17 protein-coding genes and 2 tRNA genes are annotated in these 22,294 nt (G+C 48.0%); 5 read left to right on the top strand and 14 right to left on the bottom strand.

The window, feature by feature from the left end; genetic code table 11:
• The 5 genes from JNC77_RS13160 to JNC77_RS13140 form a co-directional block, all read right to left on the bottom strand.
• Positions 1-73: transfer RNA gene (locus JNC77_RS13160), tRNA-Val, on the bottom strand.
• Positions 74-292: 219 nt separating this feature from the next.
• A tRNA-Val gene (locus tag JNC77_RS13155) sits at positions 293-368 on the bottom strand.
• 359 nt (positions 369-727) lie between these two features.
• Positions 728-2,209, bottom strand: a complete 1,482-nt coding sequence (gene gatA, locus JNC77_RS13150) for an Asp-tRNA(Asn)/Glu-tRNA(Gln) amidotransferase subunit GatA (RefSeq protein ID WP_374833244.1) — start codon at positions 2,207-2,209, stop codon at positions 728-730.
• 94 nt (positions 2,210-2,303) lie between these two features.
• The gene (gene gatC / locus JNC77_RS13145; protein ID WP_374833242.1) at positions 2,304-2,591 is read right to left on the bottom strand and encodes an Asp-tRNA(Asn)/Glu-tRNA(Gln) amidotransferase subunit GatC; all 288 of its coding nucleotides are present in this window, start codon (positions 2,589-2,591) and stop codon (positions 2,304-2,306) included.
• A gap of 120 nt (positions 2,592-2,711) precedes the next feature.
• Entirely contained in the window at positions 2,712-3,419 is a 708-nt protein-coding gene (locus JNC77_RS13140; protein WP_374833240.1) for a metal-dependent hydrolase, read from the bottom strand.
• 148 nt (positions 3,420-3,567) lie between these two features.
• On the opposite strand from JNC77_RS13140, the gene ruvX reads away from it, so the two are divergent.
• Entirely contained in the window at positions 3,568-4,068 is a 501-nt protein-coding gene (ruvX, locus tag JNC77_RS13135; protein WP_374833238.1) for a Holliday junction resolvase RuvX, read from the top strand.
• A 6-nt stretch (positions 4,069-4,074) separates the two neighbouring features.
• Here ruvX and JNC77_RS13130 read toward each other — a convergent pair whose 3' ends face one another.
• Complete coding sequence (locus JNC77_RS13130) at positions 4,075-5,706, bottom strand: acyl-CoA dehydrogenase family protein (RefSeq protein ID WP_374833236.1); 1,632 nt, start codon at positions 5,704-5,706, stop codon at positions 4,075-4,077.
• A 566-nt stretch (positions 5,707-6,272) separates the two neighbouring features.
• On the opposite strand from JNC77_RS13130, the gene JNC77_RS13125 reads away from it, so the two are divergent.
• From JNC77_RS13125 to JNC77_RS13110, 4 genes are all read left to right on the top strand, one after another.
• Positions 6,273-10,883: an apolipoprotein A-IV repeat region-like domain-containing protein gene (locus JNC77_RS13125; RefSeq protein ID WP_374833234.1), complete on the top strand. Its 4,611-nt coding sequence runs from the start codon at positions 6,273-6,275 to the stop codon at positions 10,881-10,883.
• 290 nt (positions 10,884-11,173) lie between these two features.
• Positions 11,174-12,688 carry a succinyl-CoA:acetate CoA-transferase ScpC gene (scpC, locus tag JNC77_RS13120; protein WP_374833232.1) on the top strand — a complete coding sequence of 505 codons (1,515 nt, stop codon included), beginning with the start codon at positions 11,174-11,176 and terminating at the stop codon, positions 12,686-12,688.
• Positions 12,685-13,080 (top strand): MAPEG family protein, encoded by a 396-nt coding sequence (locus JNC77_RS13115; protein WP_374833230.1) that lies wholly within the window; start codon positions 12,685-12,687, stop codon positions 13,078-13,080. The genes scpC and JNC77_RS13115 overlap by 4 nt, the downstream gene beginning before the upstream one ends.
• 250 nt (positions 13,081-13,330) lie before the next feature.
• Complete coding sequence (locus JNC77_RS13110) at positions 13,331-14,110, top strand: GGDEF domain-containing protein (RefSeq protein WP_374833228.1); 780 nt, start codon at positions 13,331-13,333, stop codon at positions 14,108-14,110.
• Positions 14,111-14,146: 36 nt separating this feature from the next.
• On the opposite strand, the gene JNC77_RS13105 is transcribed toward JNC77_RS13110, so the two are convergent.
• The 8 genes from JNC77_RS13105 to yajC form a co-directional block, all read right to left on the bottom strand.
• Positions 14,147-14,695 (bottom strand): GNAT family N-acetyltransferase, encoded by a 549-nt coding sequence (locus tag JNC77_RS13105; RefSeq protein WP_374833226.1) that lies wholly within the window; start codon positions 14,693-14,695, stop codon positions 14,147-14,149.
• Entirely contained in the window at positions 14,688-15,545 is an 858-nt protein-coding gene (sseA, locus tag JNC77_RS13100; protein ID WP_374833224.1) for a 3-mercaptopyruvate sulfurtransferase, read from the bottom strand. Before sseA ends, JNC77_RS13105 begins: the two co-directional genes overlap by 8 nt.
• A 35-nt stretch (positions 15,546-15,580) precedes the next feature.
• Positions 15,581-16,324: an alanyl-tRNA editing protein gene (locus JNC77_RS13095; RefSeq protein WP_374833222.1), complete on the bottom strand. Its 744-nt coding sequence runs from the start codon at positions 16,322-16,324 to the stop codon at positions 15,581-15,583.
• A complete protein-coding gene (locus JNC77_RS13090) occupies positions 16,321-17,352 on the bottom strand; it encodes a cysteine synthase A (RefSeq protein ID WP_374833220.1) in 1,032 nt (343 codons plus the stop codon). Before JNC77_RS13090 ends, JNC77_RS13095 begins: the two co-directional genes overlap by 4 nt.
• A 194-nt stretch (positions 17,353-17,546) precedes the next feature.
• Positions 17,547-18,986 carry a DEAD/DEAH box helicase gene (locus JNC77_RS13085; protein WP_374833336.1) on the bottom strand — a complete coding sequence of 480 codons (1,440 nt, stop codon included), beginning with the start codon at positions 18,984-18,986 and terminating at the stop codon, positions 17,547-17,549.
• Positions 18,987-19,325: 339 nt separating this feature from the next.
• Positions 19,326-19,451, bottom strand: a complete 126-nt coding sequence (locus JNC77_RS13080; RefSeq protein ID WP_374833218.1) for a putative transporter small subunit — start codon at positions 19,449-19,451, stop codon at positions 19,326-19,328.
• 24 nt (positions 19,452-19,475) lie between these two features.
• Positions 19,476-21,158 (bottom strand): sodium:solute symporter family protein, encoded by a 1,683-nt coding sequence (locus JNC77_RS13075; protein ID WP_374833216.1) that lies wholly within the window; start codon positions 21,156-21,158, stop codon positions 19,476-19,478.
• Between the two features lie 639 nt (positions 21,159-21,797).
• Positions 21,798-22,139: a preprotein translocase subunit YajC gene (gene yajC / locus JNC77_RS13070; protein WP_374833214.1), complete on the bottom strand. Its 342-nt coding sequence runs from the start codon at positions 22,137-22,139 to the stop codon at positions 21,798-21,800.
• Positions 22,140-22,294 lie beyond the last annotated feature (155 nt).

The raw sequence follows: 22,294 nt of genomic DNA, 5'->3' as shown, positions 1-22,294 counted from the left end.
TGGGCGATGAGAGACTCGAACTCCCGACATCTTCGGTGTAAACGAAGCGCTCTACCAACTGAGCTAATCGCCCGCAGTTGAATGTATCAACTGTGTGGCTGCTTATTACGAGATAAATTTGACAGTTGCAAGCACAAAATTCAACAAACACAATTATTTATCGGGAAAAAGACCTGATTTATTTGATTAAAAACAAGCCGGATTATATGGATGAAATGACAAAAAAATCATACATCCCATATGCAAGAAGCATGCATAATTAATACTGAAATATTATGGGAATGTTTTAAAATGGTGGGCGATGAGAGACTCGAACTCCCGACATCTTCGGTGTAAACGAAGCGCTCTACCAACTGAGCTAATCGCCCGCAGCTGATTGTATCAACTGTGTGAGCGTCGTTTAAGCAATAAATCTGACTCGCGCAAGCACCAAATTCAAAAAAAGCGCATAAAAGTGCGAAAAACACAAAAATAGTTTTAATTTCTCAATCATTACATCCGAAAATTGTAAAAAAATATAATAAAACAAACCTTTAGCTGTATTTACCCCTTAGATATATGAAACATTTTTTACGATCATATCCTTGACTGGCGCCTCCAGCACATAATTTTTAGTCACATTTATGATTCTGATAATTGAGAAAAATAAAAACCGGCACAGTTTTACAACTATGCCGGTTTCAAACAAATCATGCACTCAATGAGTGCTTAGTATCAAAATTGATGCTTACCACCATTTAGCCGGTGAAAAACGGCCTGCGGCTTGCTCGATGACATGAGCAGCCTGGAATAATGCTTCTTCACCAAACGGACGGCCAATGAGCTGCAAGCCTAAAGGCAAGCCATCAGCATTCAAACCGGCAGGAACCGACACACCCGGCAAACCAGCCATATTCACAGTCACAGTGAAAATGTCGTTCAGATACATTTTTACCGGATCGGCCGCCATTTCAGCATCAGCCACTTTAAAGGCTGACGAAGGCGTGGACGGGGTGAGAATCATATCCACACCCTGATTAAAGGCGTCTTCAAAATCCTTTTTGATCAATGTGCGGACTTTTTGTGCTTTCAAGTAATAAGCATCATAATAACCGGCTGACAGCACATAGGTGCCGATCATGACGCGGCGCTTGACTTCCCAGCCAAAGCCTTTGGCACGGGTCTGCTCATACATGTCGGCAATGTCTTTGCCCGGAACGCGAAGGCCGTAACGAACGCCATCATAACGTGCCAGATTGGACGAAGCTTCAGCAGGTGCAACGATGTAATATGCAGGCAGCGCATATTTCGTGTGCGGCAGAGAAATATCGACGATCTCGGCACCGGCGTCTTTGAGGAAAGCAATACCCTGCTGCCACAGCTTTTCAACGTCTTCAGGCATACCATCAACGCGATATTCTTTTGGAATACCAATGCGCATACCTTTAATAGATTTGCCGAGAACCGCTTCGTAATCCGGAACAGGCAGATCAAAACAAGTGCTGTCTTTGACATCAAAAGAAGCCATGGATTTCAGCATAATAGCTGCATCGCGCACGTCGCGGGTGATCGAGCCTGCCTGATCAAGAGATGAGGCAAAAGCAACGGTGCCCCAACGCGAGACACGGCCATAGGTCGGCTTGAAACCAACGGTACCGGTGAAAGCTGCCGGCTGACGGATCGAGCCGCCAGTGTCGGTTGCTGTGGCTGCAACGCAAAGATTGGCCGCAACGGCGGCCGCTGAACCACCTGAAGAGCCACCAGCGGTCAATTTTGCATCCGAACCATTGGCGCGCCATGGATTGGTGACCGGACCGTAGAAAGATGTTTCATTGGAAGAGCCCATCGCAAACTCATCCATATTGAGCTTACCGAGCATCACCGCACCATCAGCCCAAAGATTGGCGGTGACAGTTGATTCATATTCCGGCTTGAATCCATCCAGAATATGCGAGCAAGCCTGTGTATGAACACCTTTGGTTGCAAAGAGATCTTTGATGCCGAGGGGAATGCCCTCCAATGCACCGGCCTCACCTTTGGCCAGACGCTCATCAGATGTTTTAGCCATCTGACGTGCATGATCATGGGTCACAGCAATATAAGCATTAAACTGGCTGTTGGCGGTATCAATCGCGCTTAAATAAGCTTCAGTCAGTTCGGTCGCTGTAATCGCTTTGCTTGTTAACTTATCACGCGCTTCAGCAATCGTAAGTGCGGTTAAATCGGTCATTGTTTAATCCTGTTGATGCGCAGATCGCGCAAATTTCTGTAGTCCCGCCAAGTGACAATTCATTAAAAGCAGCGTTATTGCGCGCTTGAAATAATTATTCGACCATTTTTGGCACAACGAAAAAATTGTCTTCTGTTACAGGTGCATTGGCGACAATGGCTTCGGCAATATTGCCGTCGCTGACAACGTCGGCACGCAAGCGCATTTTCATTGGCATAGCAGATGTCATTGGCTCGACGCCGTCTACATTCACTTCATCAAGCTGAGCAACAAAGCCCAGCATATTATTAATTTCGCCCGTCATACGCTCTGCATCGTCATCGCTGATCGCGATGCGCGCAAGGTGAGCAACGCGTTTGACTGTAGTAATATCAACGGACATTCTGAACTCCGGAAATTCTGTTTAAAGCCATAACAACAGATCTGCTTTGGCATCATTTAACAACGGCTATAACGCTGGCTTGGCTGTAGCGCAATATTGTTGACGCATTTTCAAGCGCAATCAATAATTTTGCAAGGTTCCGGCCGCAGCTGCCACCACTTTTGTTTGCTTCGCATCTTCCATCGCCTTAATGAAATTATCAGCTGTTTTTTCAAGCACCGAGAATGAACCATAATGCGCAGGCAATACTGTCTCAAACGACATGAAACGCTGGCAAGCCAAAGCGGCTACTGCACTGCCCATCGTGAAACGATCACCAATCGGCACGATACCGATTTCCGGCTGATGCAATTCATTGATCAAAGCCATATCGGAGAAAATATCCGTATCGCCCATATGATAGAGTGTCGGCTCATCCTCAAAATGGAACACCAGACCATTGGCATTGCCCAATGAATGCGAGACACCATCTTCCGTAATTGTTGCAGATGAATGCAAGGCATTGACGTAGGTCATGCTGAAATCATCCATAAAAGTCGTGCCACCCGTATTGCCGGCTTCCGTCTTTTCAACGCCTTGATAGGCAAGCCATGCAGCCAGATCGGCATTAGCCAGTACGACTGCCCCATGCTCTTTGGCAATTTGTACCGTGTCGCCGATATGATCGCCATGACCATGTGTAAGTGCAACATGGGTGACACCTTGCACGGCTTGTTTGAGATCAATACCTGCAAAGCCCGGATTACCGGTCAAAAACGGATCAATCAAAATAACACTATTGGCGGTTTCCACCCGAAACGCCGCATGTCCAAGCCAGGTGATTTTCATTCACTTTTCCTCAAGATTTCTTTATGCGCAGTTATGACGCTATCCAAAATAACATCAACCCGTGATAAATGGCCATGATAAATGGTATATATGTCAAATAATAAGTCAGGCTGCACCTTAAAGTGGGCCGCTAAAAAGGTATAAACACTTGGCAATATTAGAAATCACCGAACTGCCTGCACTTCTGCAATCCAGTCAATCGGCAGGACAAACCATTGCCGGTCTTGATCTGGGCACCAAAACTATCGGGCTGGCGATTTCTGATTTAGGTTTATCCTTTGCCAATCCCCGCCCTGTTATAAAACGGGTAAAATTTACCATTGATGCGCAAATCCTTCTCAAACAACTCTCGGAGGAAAAAGTCTGCGCCATTATCATTGGCCTACCGATGAATATGGACGGCACAGCGGGCCCGCGTGTGCAGGCGACCAAGGCTTTTGTGCGCACAATGCAGCCTTTAACCGATATTCCGTTTGTGTTTTGGGATGAGCGGCTTTCAACTGTTGCCGCAGAACGCGCGCTGATCGGCATGGATGTCTCACGGCAAAAGCGGGCAGAACGCATTGATTCTGCCGCTGCCGCTTTCATCCTGCAAGGTGCTCTTGATCGTTTGAAGACACTGCGCCGTCAGCATGAAGCAGAGCTATAAGCATTCTTATTGGGCAGGCGGATAGAGCGTATCAACAATGCGCTTGGCATCATGGCGTGCATCCAGCATGCCATAAGTCGTGCGCCACTGACCGCCAAGGCGGGTTTCGATAAAGGCATCCGCCACATGATCGGCACCCTGGTAACGAAGCTCTGCCGCAGCGGCAGCAAAAGCCAGTTGTTCGGTCAGCAATCTTGCAGCTCCTTCATCGGAATTAGTTAGTTGCATGGCAGCGCGCAGCACATTGACGGTACCTTGCCCGCTGCGCCCTAACTGATTGCCGATCCAATCCAGCACTTCGTCAAAAAGCTTTGGCGCTTTGGCAAGAACACGCGCAACATCGAGCGCCATCACATTGCCCGAACCTTCCCACATCGCATTAAACGGTGCTTCGCGGTATAGGCGAGGCAAATTACTTTCTTCCACATAGGCATTGCCGCCCAGCGCTTCCATCGACTCATAAAGTAGAGATGGGGCGATTTTTGATACCCAATATTTCACCACCGGTGTCATTGCTCGGGCAAAGGACGCCTCCAAGCGGTCATTGGCTGCCATATCAAAAGCGCGCGCCAAACGCATGGAAAGTGCAGTTGCTCCTGCCACATCAAGCGCCATATCAGCTAAAACCCGCTGCATCAGAGGTTTATTGAGTAAAGCCTCGCCATTCACTTGGCGGGAACGTGCATGATGAACGGCTTCGGAAAGCCCTGCATGCATGAGGCCAGCCGAAGCCACAGCGCAGTCAAGCCGTGTAAGCGTCACCATATCGGTGATGGTTTTGATACCTTCACCGGCCTTACCCACCATATGCACATGAGCATTATCAAATTCGACTTCTGCTGTCGCATTAGAGCGATTGCCGAGTTTGTCTTTCAAACGCTGAAACGCGAATCCATTGGGCGAACCGTCAGCCAAAACACGCGGCGCTAAAAAGCAACTCAAACCTTCAGGTAATTTCGCCAATACTAAAAACGCATCAGACATCGGAGCCGATAGAAACCATTTATGGCCATTAAGCAAATAGCTATCATTATCAAAAGCTACGGCTTCACTGTTAAGAGCGTTTAGATCCGTACCACCCTGCTTTTCCGTCAGACCTAAGCCAAGCGTAATACCGTTTTTATGACTTGCCGCTTTATGTGACTGGTCATATTTGCGGCTCATAATACGCGGTAACCACTGCTTATAAAGATCAGAAGACGACATCAAAGCTGCCAATGACGCATTGGTCATGGTCAGCGCATTGAGATGACCTGCCTCGAGTTGCGCCGTTAAATAAAAACGTAAACTTCGTGTTTGATGCCGTCTGCCCGCCTCGGCTGCCCCATCTTCCCATATCGAACAATGCAAACCATTGGCCACCGAACGACGCATCAAAGCATGATAAGCCGGATGATATTCCACTTGATCAATACGATGACCATAACGGTCATGACTTTTAAGCTTTGGCAGTTCATTATTGGCAAGACGCGCGAGATCCTGCGCTTCAGGCGACAAGACATAACGGCCGATTTGATCAAACTCACGCTGCAGGTTTTCCGGAAAACCGCTTACAATTTTCATGATCAGCGGATCGCTGTTATAAGCATTGGCTCCGGTGAGCGGCATTGTTTGATTGGTTACTTTATGAGCTTTCAAAACTATCATCCGTTTACAGTTTGATGAAATGCCGCTTGGTCCGGATAAAAATTCATCATTGGTCGCAATTATTAGTGTGCTATGATGCCTTCAAAATGCTAATAATGTGCAACCACATAATAGAAATGTTGAATTTCAACCGTTTTCGGCTTTTTTCTGCAAAATATTGCCGACAAAACCAGCATGAAATTTCTATCCACAGAATCGTTTTTGCCTTTATTCGTTCAAAAATGAACAAGCATTATATAAGCTAAAACTACTATACACTTAATAAAATACGTTGATAATCATACTTAAAATGCGCCTTTTCGCGCATTCTATCTGCCGGTGCGACATTCAATCTTAAGATTTCCACAATTCAGGAATAATCTGAAAACCCATCTGTTCTGGGCTTTTTGAAAATTCAGAACTATTCCGTTAACCTTCTATTTAAAGTTTTTGGTAATGCGCGATTGCGCTATTTCCTTCAACTTCGCAAGCCGGTACTATGCAAGATGGCGGGATAAGTATGACGCGCGTAATCGCGTCTGCTCTCACAGAGTTTATGAGTACGAGGTAAAATAGCGATGGCAACATCTACCAAAGCACAAAAGATCGACCTTGAAGTCGAAGCAGCGCTGGAAAAGGCGCTCGACATCGATTTTAACGACGGGTTCGACCTGGATATGGATCTCGACGCCATTGATGACGACATCTCATTAGATGATCTGGAGTTGCAGATTTCGCGCGCGGCAGAAGAACTGGCCAGCGAGCAAAATGCCGCTCTCATGGCCGGACGCAAAGAAGAAGCGGAAACCGCAATCACCACACCAAATGACCGTGCGGATGATATAGCCGTAGTTGCGGCACCACCTGCCCCGCCATCACCACCAACCGTCAAAGCTGCCAACTCTGAGCCAAAAAACAATTCTGATGCCGAGCTTGTTACCTCGCAAGCCTCTGCCGTCAGCTCGTCGCCGCGTGCCTCTGCTCTCAAGCCTGCCAATGATGATTTGCGTGGCGAAGGGCTGCTCAGTTCGCGCCGTGCTATTGAACGCTCGTCAAAGATTTTCTGGACAACCACTGCTGTCAGCACCTTATGGGCTGCAGGCGGTTTCATGCTTGCCCGTTCGTTGAACGGCGGTTTCTCCTCTTTGAAATCCGTTGGAGATTTTCTTGCCACGCCCGCAGGACTGGGTGTTGCAACCGGTGTTGCCGTTCCAATTGTCATGTTCTGGGGCTTTGCCCAGCTCATCCGCCGTGCGCAGGAAATGCAGTCAGCGGCGCGGCGCATGACAGAGGCAGCGCTTCGTCTGGCTGAACCTGATAATCTGGCTGGTGACCGAGTCTCAAACCTCGGTCAGGCTGTGCGCCGTGAAGTTGCCGCTATGAATGAAGGCATCGAGCGCACTCTTGCACGTGCAGTTGAGCTTGAAACTCTGGTTCAATCGGAAGTGAATGAACTGGAACGCGCTTATTCCGATAACGAAGTCCGTATTCGCTCACTTGTTGGCGAATTGAACAATGAACGTGAAGCTGTTGTCAGCCATGCTGAACGTGTGCGCTCCTCTATCAGCGGCGCCCATGAACAGCTCAAGGAAGAGTTGACAAGTGCGACAACCATCATCCGCGACAATGTTCTGGAGGCATCAGAACAGCTGAACTCAGTCTTATCTGAAACCGGTGAACGTCTGATCAACGGTATCCGTGAGGGCGGCGGTGCGATCACTGACGCGATTGAAACCAAAACCGGTACAATTGCGGCTGGTATTACTTCATCCGGTCAGGCTTTTGCTGAAATTCTTGATTCACGCATTACCACCATTGATGAGCAGTCCCGCACAATTACGGAAAAACTGACCGAAGCCCTTGATACACGTACAAGTAGCATTACCACCTTGCTTGGTGATGCGACCCATACCATGGTCAGCGAATTTGATACGCGCCTGACCAATCTGGATAATACATTGACCGAACGTGGCGCATCGCTGGTCAGCGAGTTTGAAAGCCGCGCCCATGCGCTGGATGCCAGCACCGAGAAGCTCAATGCCGCTCTTGAAGCCCGTTCACGTCAGATCAATGAAAATCTGATTGCACGTACCCGTGAAATTGCTGACACATTCTCTGGTGGTCGGGCGACAATCAGCACCATTATTGATGAAACCAAATCCAAAATCGGTGATGATCTCAATACCATCACCCATGGCGTTGGCACATTGCTGAGCGAAAAAGCCGCTGCATTTGCTGGTCAGTTGGCGGAAAGCCGCGATGCTTTCACCGATTCAATCAGCAGTGAAGCAGACCGCGTGGCAGCTGCCATTCAAGAACACGCCAATTCACTGGCGCAACACAGCATCAATATCGAACAGGCTGTTTCACAAAATGCGCATATGCTGAGCGATGCCTCGCAAAATCATGCAGTCATTTTGGAACAACGCACCAATGAGCTGCGTCAGGCCATGGAACAAAACCATGCTTTGATGGGGCAGAATTTCGAAGATCATATCCGTTCACTTGATCAACGTATGCTCTCGATCCAGAGCGCACTTGAGGGCAATCAAAATCTGCTGGCGCAGACTTTGGAAGAACGCACCAGCCTTCTCAATGAAACATTGAATGAAAAGCGCGAAAGCTTTGCTCAAGTGCTTGATGAACGCGTTGCAGCAATCCGCAACTCCATTCAAGGCGGACAAGCCACGTTGGTCAATATGCTCGACGAGCGTAACACGGCGATGGGACTGATCATGAATGAAAGCAAGGCTGCATGGAGTGCAGGCTTTGAAGATCATGCCCGCCAGCTGGATGAACGCGTCGGCATTATAGCGCAAACATTAAGCAGCAACACTTCTGCATTGGCACAAGTGTTGGAAAACCATGAGCGTAACATTGAAGACGGCTCGCATCGCCTGCACTCGTCCATCAATGAAGCTTCCGTTTCGCTGAGCCAGTCACTCGATGGCTATCAAGAAGCTATTTATAATCGCACAACCAACCTGCAAGCGGCTATTGAAAACAGCAACGAACAAATCAATTCCGTGTTTGACAGCCAATCAGGCATCATCACAGAGCGCACCCTGACTATGGAAAAAGCACTCACTATGGGTGTTGATAATGTTCGTCGCTCGCTTGAACAAAGCGCGGGTGTGGTTGCCAGCACATTGCGTGAGAAAATTGTCGAAGCTGCCAGCACCCTTTCACAAGAAGCCGCCAAAGCTGGTGAAACGCTTGATGGGTTCGGTGCAGAATTCAGTGCCCGCCTGATCGACACGATGAGCGGTACCGAGCAGCGCCTTGATAGCCGTGCTTCAGAAGTGGCCTCGAGCCTGCATGATATCGAAAATCGTCTGACCGGTGGTCTCACTGCTATCGAAGCACGCATTGCCGATACAGCTGCAAAAACGACCGATACATTGGCCAGCCACAGCGATGCGTTTGCTGCCCGTATTGAAGACAATCTGTCTGGTACAGAAGCTCGTCTCAATGAACGTGCGGATGCGATTGCAACACGTATCGGCGATATCGGTTCGCAAATCACAGTGGAACTTGGTTCTGTTGAAGCCCGTATTGCACAGGTAACTGACACAACAGCTGTAACGCTTGAAGAACGCACCCGTGAACTCAACGCAGTTCTTGCAGCTCGCTCGCTGGAAATCACCAATATTCTGGCTGATACTGCTGAACCTCTCGTTCAGCGCCTGGCCGACAGCGGCCGTGGTCTTGCCTCGCAGCTTGAAGAAGCAACCCATGCTGCAACCGACAGATTGCGTGCGGAAAATGCGGCGCTCGTTCACGCTCTGGCAAATCGTACCGCTGATACCATCGCCGCAGTTCAGGAGGCCAAAACCGGTCTTTCCGAAGGCGTCAGTGATCTTATTGATCGTCTTTCGGCTTCAAACGGCCAGTTGGGGCAACTGATTGATGCAGCAACCCGTAACTTGAGCGATGTCGACACAAAACTGGTCGAATCGACTTCGAATTTTGCGCAAAATACCTATAAAGCAGCTGAAATGTTCAGCGCCTCAACCCAATTGATCGATAATAATCTTGGTCATTTACGAGAACTGTCAGGCAATACATTGCTGCAGATTGGTGACATTGCCGGTCGTTTTGAAGCTCATAGTCAAGTTCTGGCTTCTGCATCCGAAATGATCAATTCTGCACAAAATGGCCTGACAAGCACATTGTCGGAACGCCAGGAAGCGTTGGACAAACTGGCAAACGGTCTTGTGTCCAAGTCAGAATCCATCCAGCAACTGATGCAGTCCTTCGAGAAACTGGTCAGCAACAGCTTCGAACGCGCCGAAGGCCAGACACGTATATCGGCTGAAAACCTGCGTGACAACGTTGCAAGCCTTGTCGAAGAAGCTGCACAGAAATTTGCTTCTGCAACTGACGAAATCCGCCGCACAGCCACTGAAATTCGTGTCGAACTGACAGAAACCCGTGGTGAATTGCAGCGTGGTGTACTGGACATGCCTGAACAGGCAAAAGAATCCACCACTGCCATGCGTAAGGCTGTTTCCGAGCAGATTAACGCCTTGAAAGAACTGGCGCAGATCGTCAATAAATCGGGTCGTCTTGTTGATGTCGGTGACGATCAGGCAGACCGCAGCCAGGCACGTGCACCACGCCCTGCGATTCCTGCTGCAGCCAGCAATCCGGTCTATCAAGAAGCAGCAGCACCGGTTGCCCGTTCAAGTGAAGAACGCGTTACAGCAGCTCCACAGCCAAGCTTTACTGCAAGCAAACCTGCACAGCCAACCAATGAAAAACCGCGCGGTTGGGTCTCGGATTTGCTGGCACGTGCATCGCGCGAGGAAGACAAACCAGCAGCGGCACCCCGTGTAACAACACAAAATACAGAGTCGCTGAACTCACTTTCAATGGATATTGCGCGTGCAATTGATCACGAAGCAGCGGTTGATCTATGGACCCGTTATCGCCGTGGTGAACGTAATATCTTCTCGCGCCGTCTCTACACTGCCAAGGGGGAACAGACATTTGCAGAGATCAAGCGTAAATATGAAAACGAGCCTGAATTCCGCCGCGCTGTAGATCGCTATATGAACGACTTCCAGCGTCTGCTTGAAGACGTAGCACGCAGTGATCGTGACCAGATGGTGACCCAGTCATATCTGACATCCGACACAGGTAAGGTTTACACAATGCTTGCCCATGCGAGCGGCCGTTTGCGCTAATCAATACAGCCATCCTAACAATGAAGGGATCACTGCAAAGTGATCCCTTTTTTATTTTACTAAAACTGATTTTATTATCGATAAATCATAGTGCTATTATAAAAACCTAATACTTTAATTTAATTGATAGAAAAGAAATACGGCGTTAAGTTTCAAAAGCAATTGCATTCTGCTTCGGAATTGCCGATCTAACAATCAAGAAAAGAACATAATCTCTGTAAAGAGAGCTTAATTTTGTGTCATGAATATCGTGCCGGTCAAAATTGAATGACGGCACCGGAAGGTTTCGAATGCTTGAAAAACGTATCCGCAATCAGTCATTGATGAGCAAAATCGTTTCAGCCCGGGAAGCGGCAAGCCTGATTAAAGATGGCATGATTATCGGCATGAGCGGTTTTACCCGTGCAGGCGACGCTAAAGCCGTTCCTGTTGCAATGGCAGAACTTGCCAAAACAAACCCGTTTAAAATCACATTGATTACTGGTGCGTCGCTTGGTCATGACGTTGATAAAATTTTAACTGAAGCAAAGATTCTCAAAAAACGCATGCCATTTCAGGTCGACCGAACCTTGCGCGCCGCCATCAACTGCGGCGAGGTGATGTTCATTGACCAGCACCTCTCCGAAACAGTTGAGCAATTGCGCTCAAACCAAATCGGCCCTATTGATTATGCTGTCGTCGAAGCACTCGCCATCAATGAAGATGGTGCGATTATTCCAACGACCTCAATCGGCAATTCAGCAAGCTTTGCCATTTTGGCTGAAAAAGTCATTGTCGAAATCAATCTCAACCATCCGCTTGAGCTGGAGGGTTTGCACGATATTTATATCCCGACCAAGCGCCCATCGCGTGAACCGATCGCAGTCATGGATTGCAACAGTCGCGTCGGCACGCCTTACATTCCGATCCCTATCGATAAAATAGCTGCCATTGTCATTACCAATGAATATGACAGTGCCTCGACGGTTGAACCGACTGATGATGAAACATCGGCAATTGCACAGCATCTGATCAAATTTATGGAAGATGAAGTGCAAAAGGGCCGTCTCAATATGAGCCTCAACCCTTTGCAAGCAGGCATCGGCAGCATTGCCAATGCGGTTTTGAAAGGATTTGTTGACAGTCCTTTTCATAATCTGCGCATGTATAGCGAGGTTTTACAAGATTCGACCTTTGATTTGATCGATGCAGGCAAACTTGATTTTGCTTCAGGATCATCAATCACGCTCAGCCAGCCATACGCCGAGCGCGTTTATAATAATCTCGATCTTTATCGCAACAGACTGATCCTGCGCCCGCAGGAAATAAGCAACCATCCGGAAGTCATTCGTCGTCTGGGCATCATCGGGATCAACACGGCGTTGGAATTTGATATTTACGGCAATGTTAATTCCACCCATGTTGATGGCACACACATGATGAATGGTATTGGTGGTTCGGGTGATTTTGCCCGTAATGCTTATATTTCCATTTTTGTCAGTAAGTCCGTTGCCAAAAATGGCCAGATTTCATCCATCGTACCGATGGTTACCCATGTCGATCACAACGAACATGATGTGGATATTTTGGTAACCGAGCAGGGACTGGCAGATTTGCGCGGCCTCGCCCCGCGTGAGCGTGCACGTACGATTATTGATCATTGTGCCCACCCGGATTATCGTGAACAATTGAATGATTATTTTGATCGTGCCTGCGCGCGTGGCGGCCACACGCCGCACCTTTTGGAAGAAGCCTTTTCATGGCATCTCAATCGTCGACAAAACGGCACGATGCAATTGAAACAACAGGCAAAGGATAAAGCATGACCACCGAGCTTTATTTGCTGACGGCCTCTCTTTTTCTGGCCATTGTCTATATTCTGGCGCCAGCCGCATTTCGTACCCGTGAAACAGGGCGGGAATATAATATGAGTGCGCGAGATGAACAAGGCCCACCAGTCGGCCTTGTCACGGGGCGCCTGCAACGAGCGCAAAAGAATTTTTATGAAACATTCCCGCTCTTTATCGCAGCCGTTTTAATTGCACATATCGCGGACAAAACCGGCACGCTAACTTTGACAGGTTCATGGCTTTATCTTGTTGCGCGTATCGTCTATTTGCCGCTCTATGCCATCGGCCAAGGACCATTTCGCAGCCTTTGCTGGGTTTTGTCCATGCTTGGCTTGCTACTTATACTTGTAGCTTTACTGATGTCCTGATAAGGGGTATTGATCTGCCGGAGGGGGCGTATTTTTGCATCCAGTGCAGGTCGGAGGATTAGAACTTAATTGTTGCTGACTATTCGGCCTGTGATCTCACGATGCATCAATAAAAATGGTTAGCGTCAATGATCATACTCCGCCTTCCGGGATTTTTTGTTGTGTGTAGGTTTTGATTACGCCAGCAATAAAACACGCATGCACATAAAATGATTGCACCATTCCTGTTTATAAAAACACAGAAGTTGTCATGATAAAGTCCACGCTGTTAAAAGCAGCCCTTGTGACCATAGCCGTAACCGCACTTTCTGTTCTGGTTACATGGCTGGTAGGCGTTGTACTCGGCAATCCGGTTAGTATAACCGCGATTGTTTTAAGTGCTATTTTGCCTATTGTAACGGCGTTTCCATCACTGTGCATTTTGTTGACTAAATATCGCCAGCTTAACGAACAACATAATTTGCTTGAAATTGCCCATACCGAATTACAAGCGCGCGCCAAAATTGACCATATGACCGGTTTACTTAATCGGGAATCCTTATTTGAAGCGGTAAAAATCGCCCGTGCACGCATTGAAACCGGTGCTTTTTTGATGATTGATGCCGATCATTTCAAAGCAATCAATGACAATTTCGGCCATGCGACCGGTGACAGAGCACTCAAACTCATCGCATTTGCCATTGAAAATGTCACCCGCAAAGGCGATCTTGTTGGACGCATCGGCGGAGAGGAATTTTGTGTTTTTCTGCCTAATGCCAGCGGAGATACGGCAAAACGCGTTGCCGATCGCATCCGCTCGGAAGTGGATGCCACGCATTTTTATAGTGATGAAGACATGCTTTATCCGTTGACAGTCAGCATTGGCTGCACGACAGCCCCCAAGAATGAAAGCAACTCACAAATTCTAAGCCGTGCCGATCAGGCTCTTTACATTGCAAAACAAAGAGGGCGCAATTGCTCTGTATTTATTAGTGAAACCAGTGTTGATCCAGACAAAATAGTCACTGAAATTCGTCAGAAAAGCGCATAAAACCGGCATTTTGTAACCAGTTTTATGACAGACTAATCATTGTTGAGATGACTCATGGTGATATGTCACTTCTTCCTCTCGCCAAGCGGTCGCTGTAAACCCCATCCGTTGATAGAGTTGCAACGCTTTGGGACTATCCAGCGAGCAGGTTTGCAGTTTCAACTTTTTCGGCTCGTGCAGCCATGCGGCACTCAGCGCTTCACTTAAAAAAAATCGAGACAGACCGCGCCCGTGGAAATCTCCGATCAGACCAAAATATACCAGTTCAACATGATCGGATAGATTTTTTAAATTCAACTCACAAAAACCGGCAGGCGATCCATTCACGTAAAGCACATGAATTTCAGTGTCTTCACTATGAATAAATGCCGCCAACTCTTCATCGCTAACACTTGCTCTTGACCACCAATTATAGTCTTTGCCCACTTGGGTATAGAGATAACGGTAGAAATGCAGTGGCATATCACTTGCCCGCATTATCGCCAGCCGAACTCCGGCCGGAACCGGCAGCGTATATTCCAAACGCTGCGCCAATTCCAAATAAGTTATACGGGTTACCACAGTTTTGTTTTCAGTATCAGGCATCAGCCTCGCCAGTCACTATTGGGGTATCGCTGCGCCCTCCCCATTCGCTCCATGAACCATCATATAGACGGTGTTTTTCATGGCCGAGTGATTCAAGAGCAAAAATAAGTGCAGCCGCAGTTACACCGGAACCGCAGCTGGTTACGACAGGTTTCGATAAATCAATACCTGCATTTACAAAAACATCACGCAATTCTTCCAGTGACTTTAGTTCGCCATTTTTAGAAATTTCAGTCACCGGCACATTGCGCGCGCCCGGCATATGACCGGAGCGCTGACCCGCGCGCGGTTCAGCTTCCTGCGCGGTAAACCGTCCCTTACCGCGCGCATCGGCAATCTGGCTCGAACTTTGATTGACAATTTCGAGCATCTCATCAAAGCCTACCACCGCATCAGCATTAAACTTAGGCTTGAAAAGGGATGCGGCAGTTTTGGTCACTTCTGTGGTCAATGGAAAACCGGCTTTTTTCCAGCCATCCAAACCACCATCAAGCACAAAAACGTTTTCTGCTCCCATTATGCGGAACATCCACCAAACGCGTGGAGCCGAGAAATAACCTGCTCCATCATAAACCACGATCGTATCATGTGGAGTGATACCTGCCGCGCCCATATGATGGGCAAAAAGTTGCGGTGAGGGCAAACTATGAGGAAGATTTGTTGAATGATCAGCAATCTCGTCCTGATCGAAAAAGATCGCACCGGGTATATGTCCGGCCTCAAATTCGGCCTTGCCGTTACGCCCGGAAGCCGGCAAATACCATGAGGCGTCAACAATCCTCACACCTGGTGTCTTTAAATTTTCCAACAACCAGTCACGTGATACAACAAAACGGCTTGTCTGCGTCATTCTGATCTCCCATGGTCCATGACCGGTTTAAAACCTTAAACGGAAACGACATTACCAAAGCGAATGCGGAAGCGGCGGTTTTCTTTGCCCTTATTCTCGATCTTGCCAATATGCAATACACCGACCTCACCTGTCATTGAAACGTGCGTACCGCCACAAGGTTGCGAATCCAATGCAGCATCTTCACCAATTTCTACCAGCCGGATACGGCCGCTGCCAACAGGCGGGCGCACATTTTTAGATTTCACCAAACCTGGATTGGCAATCAGCTCCTCATCACTAATCCACTTGATATGGATCGGATGATTGCCATTAACAAGCTCCATCATTTTCTCAGTGACAAGCTCTTTTGTGCAAAGTGCATCAGGCGCGGCAAAATCAACGCGACTTTCATCTTCTCCAACTGCGGCACCAGTGATTGGAAACGGGCAAACGACAGAGAGAATATGGCAGGCTGTATGCATACGCATCAGCTTCAAACGGCGCGCCCAATCAATCTGCAATGTCAGTTTTTCTCCGACATTGACGGTTGGCGCGCCCTCTTCCGGCTGATGCACAATTTCAGATTTATCAGTGCCGGTAATGGTAGTGAAAATGCGGATTTGCGTACCATCTGCATGTGTCAGACTGCCGCTATCACCGGGTTGGCCACCGGATGTCGCGTAAAACACGGTTTGATCCAGAATGATACCACCTGTCTCGGTAATGGCCACAACTTCTGCTTCAGCTGTTTGTAAATAGGCATCATCCTGAAAAAGCTTCTTCGTGTTATAGGTCATGGTACACTTTCATATGGCACTGATATGTCTGTCTTTTTCTCCAGCCATTGCGGAACAGGCAGATTTTTCTGTCGCAAAAAGGCCGGATTGAACAGCTTGGATTGATAACGGTTTCCGTAATCACACAAAACGGTTACGATAGAGTGGCCGGGGCCCAAATCTTTAGCAAGAGCAATCGCACCGGCAATATTGATACCGCTGGAGCCACCAAGGCATAGGCCTTCATGCTGCACCAGATCATAAAGGATTTCCAGTGCTTGGCTATCGCTGATGCGATAAGCCAGATCCGGAGTGAAACCTTGCAAATTGCCGGTAATGCGTCCCTGCCCGATGCCCTCAGTGATGGAATCACCCTCTCCTTTCAACACCCCTTGCGTGTAATAGGAATATAGAGCCGCGCCATACGGATCAGCCAGAGCCACTTTAATATTTTTATTTTTTGCTTTTAGCCCCAGTCCGATGCCAACCAAAGTGCCACCAGACCCAACCGCACTGACAAAACCGTCAATCTTTCCATCAGTATCAGCCCAAATTTCCTCCGCTGTTGTTTCAATATGCGCCTGACGATTGACCAGATTATCAAACTGATTTGCCCAAACAGCGCCTTCCGGTTCTGTTAGCGCCAATTGCTGTGCCACACGTTCCGACATCCGAACATAATTATTCGGATTTGCATAAGGCGCGGCAGCTACTTCAATCAGTTCGGCACCCAGCAGACGCAAAGCATCTTTCTTTTCCCCCGATTGGGTTTCCGGAATAATAATGACGGTGCGATAACCAAGCGCTTTGGCAACCATTGTGAGGCCGATACCGGTATTACCGGCAGTACCCTCCACAATCACACCACCGGGACGCAAGACGCCACGCTTCTCCGCATCCCTGATAATATAAAGCGCGGCACGATCCTTGACCGATTGGCCGGGATTGAGAAATTCGGCCTTTCCCCATATTTCGCAGCCAGTGATCTCAGATGCTTTTTTCAAGCGGATCAAAGGCGTATTGCCGATTGCATCTATCACAGACTGCATGGGATTTCCCTTTCAAAATATGACTTTAACATCAGTTCGAGAGGTCAGGCTAGGAGTAAGCTACTCACAGTTCAAGCAAATATGTTGCGGATTTGAAGCTGTTTGAGCAAGGCTTCATGCGCCCAAACATCAAAAAAGCCGCTATGATTGTAACATAGCGGCTTTTGTTAGTTTTTCATTTTTGAGCAAGCCAATCAGGCAGCACGCCCACCCGTATTTTGCGGGCGACGGCTACGGCGATATGGCTTTTTAGCAGGCTGGGCAGATGACCCACGATTGCTGCGCTGTTCGCCTCGTCCATCATTGGTCCAGACAGCTTCTCCACGATCTTCGCTACGCTCAGCACGGAACTTTGGACGTGAATTGCGGTTTGCCGCTTTCTGGCCACCTGGCTTGCCACGGTTACTGGCAGGACGATCAGCAATTTCCGGCTTGTCCAGACGCGGGCGTTCCGGCATCGGGCCTTTAGGCTCTGGCGCATCTTTCATCGGCAGCTTATTGCGGACAACGCGTTCCACTGCACGTAATTTCGGATTTTCGGTACCCGGATCATAAAGCGTAATAGATGCACCATCGGCACCATTACGACCTGTACGGCCGATACGGTGTACATAGGTTTCCGGCTCATCCGGCAGGTCATAATTGACCACATGCGTAATACCCGGCACATCAATGCCGCGCGCAGCGATATCAGTTGCAACAAGAATACGAACCGAACCGTCACGGAAGCCATTCAAAGCACGCTGACGGGCATTTTGTGACTTATTGCCATGAATGGCAGCCACATCATAACCATCACGCTCCAGATGGCGTGTCACCGCATCCGCGCCATGTTTGGTGCGGGTGAATACGATAACCGTTTTCATTGCAGGATCGGTCAGAAGACCGGACAAAGTACGGCGTTTTTCTTTGGTTACAACCGGATGCACAATTTGAGTAATTTCTGCAGCAGTTGTGCCTTGCGGGGCCACTTCAACGCGTAGAGGATCACGCAACAAGCTTTGAGCCAATGTTGCGATTTCTTTTGGCATTGTTGCAGAAAATAATGCGGTCTGGCGATCTTTATGTGTGCCCTTGGCAATGCGCTTCACATCATTGATGAATCCCATATCCAACATGCGGTCGGCTTCATCGAGAACCAACCAGCGGGTATCGGACAGATCAATGCAGTTTTCACGCACCAGATCGGTCAAACGACCGGGGGTAGCAATCAGGACATCAACGCCACCTTGCATACGTTTGATCTGGGTCAAACGTGAAACGCCACCCAAAACCAAAGCCGTTGAAATATGAGCGTTTTTTGAAATGGTGCGGATTGTCTGCTCAATCTGCACCGCTAATTCACGGGTTGGGGCCAAGATGAGTGCGCGGGCGGTTTTCGCCTTACGTTTGTCACCAAGGCCGATAATTTTTTCCAAAATAGGCAAACTGAAAGCCGCAGTTTTACCAGATCCGGTTTGCGCAATACCCAAAATATCATGTCCGGCCAGCTGAGCCGGAATGGATTGCTGCTGAATTGGTTTCGGCTCAGTCATACCGGATGCTTCAACGCCTTTGAGCAAAACTCCGGTAATACCTAATGCAGCAAAGCTGCTTAAATCTTCATTCGACAATTTAATCTCTTTCAGCGGCAGGCATAATAATATGCCACCGCATTCACGACATCAGGCGCAACCTGATATCAATCAGTTTTTTACATGAAAACGACGAGGCGTGAAACATTCTGTTCCCACGCGACTTGCGCTGTCGTGTCTGCGCAATAAATCACGCAGAAACCTTCCCGCACGTTAACCATTTAACGTAGGCAGAAAGTCAGACGCAACAAAGTCCTTCGTGGGAAAGCCGGATTTTAACCACCGACCCAAGCGCCTTTGCTTCATATGGTACAGCTAGCATCAAAAAGCAAATGAAAAGGCGTATCTCTTTATAACAAATAAAAAGGGCAGCAAGATTGCTGCCCTTTTTAATATGGGTCAGATCATTACCAACCCGTGTTTGCGTGCATGCATAATGTCTCTGAACAGCGAGACAACCAGCAGCGCCAAAACACCGGTCGAAATCACCGGCCAGATTAAAATATAAAGACTAAGCATATTCATGTATTATCCTTTCTTACTTCAAAATTAGCTTCTGGCGGGTGCCAGATTACCGGATACATCAGTGAGTTTTTTCTCTTCTTCATGGAAAGCGGTCACGCGTTTTGCCAGAACATTAAAGTCAAAGCGTTCCTGGCTGCGCAGACTCAATGCCACACAGACAACCGCACTCACGCCGTAAGCCGTCAGCGAACCGGTCAGAACGATGTAATCGCGTAAGAAACCATGAAATGCCGGCACAAAAAACAAGAAGGCAGCCCCCGCAACCACAAACGCGACTTCTTTGCGGAAGAAGGCAAATGTCATCAGTCCCAACACCACAGCACCGCCAATAGCTGCACAGAACTCATAAAATGATGCGACAAAGCCAGTGATAGGCACCAGTTCAAACCGCACGATGGTAAAGAGAATAACGGCACAGAAAACCGATGTGGTGAAGGCAAAGTTGCTGACACGGTTCCAGTAAAAACTGACGATGACCGGAAAAACAATCGATCCCCAAAGTGCACCGACAAAAACCAGCATCACCAAAATATCGAAGCGGAGTGTTGCCAGAATAACACCAAGCATAGTGGCAACGATCATCGTCACCCTGCCCCAGCGCAGCATTTTTATTGGGTCCGGCTTACCTTTAGCAAGATTTTTTCCGTAAATATCGGTCATCACAATAGCTGACAATGCGCATAGATCCGCATCCGCCGTGGACGATAGCGAGCCAATCACCAAAATGAAGAACAATGCAATGCCAATAGGCGGCAAGTAAGCCGATGCCATTTGCGGAATAATATTATTCATATCACCGTCAACCGGCACAATACCGGCAAACAGAGCCAATAGGCCCAGCATACCAAGACCGATCACAACCGCACCATAGCCAATAGTTGCGGTCAGAAAAGTGGATTGGATCAGGTCTTCACGCACAGCAAACAAACGCTGCGCAATCGTCTGATTACCAATTGCGTAGGCAAGAACGGCAACAAAATAGGGTGCACCCTGCTCTAAAATGGCTGTTGTTGAGAAGAAGTTGGCTTGCTCCGGTGACAAGCGATGCCAATTATCGGCAATCATATCCGAGCCACCCGCATTGATATAAATCAGCGGAATAATAATTACAGCTGAAAGGATCATCGCAACCAATTGCGAAAAATCGGTCATCACAGATGCTCTGAACCCCGACCACAATGTATAGGATAAAACGCCCAAGCCTGCGATCAACACACCTTGAATAAACGACAATGGGCTTAAAACAGAAACAAGTGCACCGGCAGCGGTGAAATTGACCATCAGGCTGATGGTACTACCGATCAGGTTTGAGATAGCCATAATCAACTGGCTGGAGCGTCCGTGACGGGCATGGATCACCTCGGCCAATGTATGCGCCTGCGGGGCAAGTTTACGAAAACGTCTCCCAAAAGGATAGATGAACAAAATCATCAATGCGCCCCAGAAACCATAATGAATGGGTCCGGAAAGGCCATATTTATATCCCGAAGTGGCGCTTGCATAAAAAGATGCCGCCCATATCCAGGTTGCAATCATACTGGCTGCGGAAAGCCCAAAACCGACAGCACTGTTGGAAACCATATAACCGTCAGCAGTTTCGTTTTTTCTGCCGATTGTCAGCGACATTAAGAATGTCGCGCCATAAAACCCCAGCAATAATAAAACCGCTGTGGTTGCTGATAACTGAAAGAACTCAGTCTCCTGCATGCAATTATTTTCCTTCTTTTTGTTTTTCCATGCCAGCCCGAAGGCAAAACTTAAAAAAACACATGCCAATCCCGTCGCGTTTTTGCTCATTCAAGCAAAAATACGCTGAAACAGGCTTCAAAAGACGCCGAAAACAAATTCAGCCCGAGCAGAAGCAATGCCGTAATCCACGGCATTAAAACGGGCAAAAAACACATAACTCGCAACCATCAATGGTGGCGAAACCTTCAACGCTCAAAGAAAAAACGTCACGGAAAGAACATCCGTGTAAAAGGCTGCCACAAAGACGAGCTTATGTTCCTGACATATTCCTAGCGGTAGCCATTATGTCAGGTTTGGGATATGCTTCGGCATATGAAGCCCGACCGCCTGTTTGCAGTCAGATAGAGACAATAAATGCAGCATAAGATGCGCGTGCCTCAGTAGTGATCCCATTACGCCTCAATGTGGTGAGCCGCACACTACGATTCGACTTTATGTTTTTTTTGCGGCCAAGTCCACCCTGCAAACTCAACTAGTGGATAAATATGAATTTCAATAACGATATTAAAAAAACAAAAATACCGCATACCTGATCTGATAATCAGTATTATGCGGTATTTTAAAAACTGCTCAATTACTTAAGCAGACAACCAAGAATTACTTGCTCTTATTGTCAGCAACTGGTTCACCTTTATTGCGAACATCAGCAATTGTGGTGCGCAATACTTTGATGCGTACACCCTCAGAAATTTCCACTTCCAGTTCACCATCATCGGAAACCTTGGTCACTTTACCAAGAATACCGCCACCGGTTACGACACTGTCGCCACGACGAATTGCTGCCAGCTGTTCCTGACGCTTTTTCATCTGCGTGCGCTGAGGGCGAATGATGAGGAAATACATAACAACAAAGATGAGAACGAACGGCAGAATGCTCATGAGCATATCAGGACCAAATGGCGAACCTGCTGTTTGTGCGTAGGCCGGGGTAATGAACATGCGGGATATCTCCTTTAAACCCTCAATCAAAAGGCAATTAATACCGGCATTACAATGGTTATTGCGGCAATTGCAACAGTTGCAAAGCAATAGAGGCCACTTTTCCCTTATCGATTGCCATGTTACACCTCTTTTCAGCCACATGATAACAAAAT

Source organism: Paenochrobactrum pullorum (assembly GCF_041929845.1).
GTDB lineage: Bacteria > Pseudomonadota > Alphaproteobacteria > Rhizobiales > Rhizobiaceae > Paenochrobactrum > Paenochrobactrum pullorum.
The sequence above is the reverse complement of the archived record's forward strand: the minus strand, read 5'-3'. Positions and strand labels throughout refer to the sequence as shown.